We start from the raw sequence: 3,191 nt of genomic DNA, 5'->3' as shown, positions 1-3,191 counted from the left end.
ACCGGCCCGGCCAACGCCGCACCCACCCGCGACACCAACACCCCGAAACCCGGATCACCCGCCACATCCACCCGCAACACACCACCCGACGACAGCCCCACCACCACCTCACCCTGACCGGTGTACCGGGCCAGCACTCCCACGACACCGGCCAGCACCACGGTGCCGGCAGACTCCCCACCCGCCAGGTTGGGCAGGTCCACCGCCCGGAACTCCGACGCGGCCCGGGCCGGCCACGTCGTCGGTCGACGCAGGTCGCCCACCAGGTCGAGGCCCTCGAAGTCGGTGCCGGTCCCGGCGCCACCCGCGGCCTGGGCCTGACCACCAACGAACCCGACAGACATGAGCCAACCTCCGATCAGGACCGGCGCCGCCTGCACGGGTACGCCGGGCGAGAGAACAACTCCGTGGACACGGGTTTCCGCGTCCACGGCATGACGAACAGTCCGGTGTGGACGGGTGAATTCAGTCGGCGGCGGGGGCCACCGCGGGTCCGGCTTCGAGGAAGCGCAGCATGTGGCCGTTCAGTTCCTCGGCGAAGCTGTACGGCAGGTAGTCGGTGCGGATGGTGACGCGCAGGAGGGCATGGTCGGCGCGGGGGAGCACCTCGACGGTGAGGCCGTTGGGCACCTCCCGGGCGTACGGGTCGACGACCTCCTCGGCCCGGCAGCCGGGCAGTTCCAGCGGAAGCACCACGTTGTCCTGGAACACGAAGGTCGGCAGGCTGGCGACCACCTCGCCGGAGAGCCCGGCGGCCGGGTCGTCGGCGGTCTCCGCGAAGGGGACGTCCTGGGCCTGCATGAGGTCGGTGATCGTCTCGTTGACCCGCAGGACCAGCTTGTCGTCCTCCGGCTCGTCGAACCGGACCCGGACGCAGTTGAGGTTCAGTCGGGTGGTGAAGGCGGAGTCGAGGACGCGACTGCCCCGCTTCGCCACGACCATCAGCAGGCCGATGTCGTCCTGCTGGTGCACGGCGCGCAGCGCGGAGGCGAATGCGGCGACGAAGTAGCTGGAGCGGCTGAACCGCTGTTCCCGTGCCGCGCGGTCCCAACGGCGCATGACCTCGGGAGCGACCGTGACGATGTGTCCGGCCTTCGGGCCCCACGCGAGAGCCTGTTCCAGCGACGCCGTGGGCTGGCCGTGGCCCTGCCGGGGCAGGCCCCGCAATTGATCGCGCCAGTACGCCCGCTGGGTCTCCAGGTCGGCGGCCTCGCGCAGCCGGGTGTACTCGTCGTACGACTGGCGCAGCGTCGGTGCCGGCCGTTCCCAGACCGGAGCCGCACCCGCCAACCGTGCCGCGTACGCCTGGCCGAGGTCCCGCACCAGCAACGCGTACGACCAGCCGTCGAAGGCGATGTGATGGATGCCAACGCCGAACAGGATCCGGTTCGTGGAGCGTTCGCGGATGAGGGCGGCCCGCCAGATGCGGCCCTGGGTGTAGTCGAGGGGCTGCTGCACCGCCTCGGCCAGGTGGTCCAGCGCCTCCTGTTCGCTCGTGGCGTCGGTGAGCAGCCGCAGCTGCGGCATTCCCGGGTTCGGCGGAACGAGCGCCACCGGCGGGTCGACGCGTCGGTAGCGGGCGTGTAGCGCCTCGTGCCGGCGGTGCACGTCGCCCAGCGCGGCCATCAGCGCCCGCAGGTCCAGCTCACCCTCGATCCACCAGGTGACCGGGACGACGACCTCCAGGGGCGACATCAGGCACTTCGCGACCTGCTGCGCGAGCGGAACCGGGCCGGGGCGCTGACGGGTCTGACCGTCGGCCAGGCCGATGCCCGTACGGCGGGGGGCGGTGGTCAGCCAGTGGGCCAGCCCGTGCGGGGTGGGGGTGCGGTGGATCTGCGACACGGGTACGACCACGTCCGCGACCTCGTCGATGCGTGTGGCCACAGCGGCCGACTGCAACGACGTGCCACCCAGGTCGAAGAAGCTGTCGCGCGTGCCGACCCGGTCGATGCCGAGGACGGTGGCGAACACCCCGGCGACGAGCCGTTCCTCGTTCGTCGCCGGCTCGACGAACTCCACGTCCAGGTCGGGGCGTTGCGAGCCGGGTTCGGGCAGTGCCCGCCGGTCGATCTTGCCGGTGCCACCGACGGGGAAGCGGTCGAGGACCATGATCACGGCCGGGACCATGTAGGAGGGCAGCACGGCGGCCGCGTGTTCGCGCAGCGCGCCTACTGTGGGGGTGCGGCCGTCGCGGCCGGTGACGTAGCCGATGAGGCGGGCGACGCCGTGGTCTTCCCGGCGAACGACGACGGCGGCGCCGACGTCGGGGTGTTGGGCGAGGATGGTTTCGATTTCGCCGAGTTCGATGCGGATGCCGTTGACTTTGACCTGGTGGTCCATGCGGCCGAGGATTTCGAGGGCGCCGGTGGTGTTCCATCGGCCGAGGTCGCCGGTGCGGTAGGCAACCCCGCCGCCGTGGGGGTCGGTGACGAAGCGTTGGGTGGTGAGTTCGGGGCGGTTGAGGTAGCCGTCGGCGACGCCGAAGCCGGTGATGAGGATTTCGCCGGGGACGCCCATGGGCACGAGGTTCAGGTTCGCGTCGACCACACGGACCTGCCGGTTCGGCATCGGCCACCCGATCGGCACGTACGCGCCGCCCCAGCCGGCCGACGCGTCGAACCACGTACAAGCCACGGCGATCTCCGCCGGCCCGTACGCGTTCAACACCCGCGTGCCCGCAGTCAACCACCGCTGGGCCAGCTGCGGCGGGACGGCCTCGCCGCCGAAGATGATGCAGCGCAGGCCGGGACAGGCCGCCGGGTCGAGCGGGGCGATGTTGGTGGCCGGCCCGAACGTGTGCGTGACGTCGTGCCGGTTGATGAGCTCGGTGAGCCGGCGGGCGTCGAGCAGGTCGTCGCGGGAGCAGACCACCACGCGACCGCCACCCGTGAGCGTGGCGAAGACCTCCCCGAACGCGGCGTCGAAGACCGGTGCCGCCGAGTGCAGCATGCGGCTGTCGGGGCCGATGGCGCATTCGTCGGCCATCCAGGCGAGGAAGTTGGTCAGTTTGTCGTGGGTCAGCACGACGCCTTTCGGGGTGCCCGTGGAACCGGACGTGTAGATCACGAACGCGGGCGCGGACGCCTCGACGGTCGGCAGGTCGGCGGGTTCGGTCGCTTCCACCGTGGGCCAGTCGTCGTCCAGGGCGACCACCCGTACGCCGTCCTCGGCCGGGACGCGTGGGGCGA

2 protein-coding genes are annotated in these 3,191 nt (G+C 71.4%); both read right to left on the bottom strand.

Annotated elements, in window-relative coordinates; all coding sequences use genetic code 11:
- Nucleotides 1–344, bottom strand: a 344-nt coding sequence (locus tag ABT006_RS34895; protein ID WP_350712737.1) for a hypothetical protein, incomplete at its 3' end; no start/stop codon positions are given.
- A gap of 121 nt (nucleotides 345–465) precedes the next feature.
- A partial coding sequence (locus ABT006_RS34890; protein WP_350712736.1) for a non-ribosomal peptide synthetase occupies nucleotides 466–3,191 on the bottom strand: 2,726 nt, incomplete at its 5' end.

Origin of the sequence: Micromonospora sp. NPDC002717 (assembly GCF_040295705.1) — a bacterium.
In the GTDB taxonomy this organism is placed as follows: domain Bacteria; phylum Actinomycetota; class Actinomycetes; order Mycobacteriales; family Micromonosporaceae; genus Micromonospora.
Note: the sequence above shows the minus strand (reverse complement) of the source record. Positions and strands in the feature narration are given on the sequence as shown.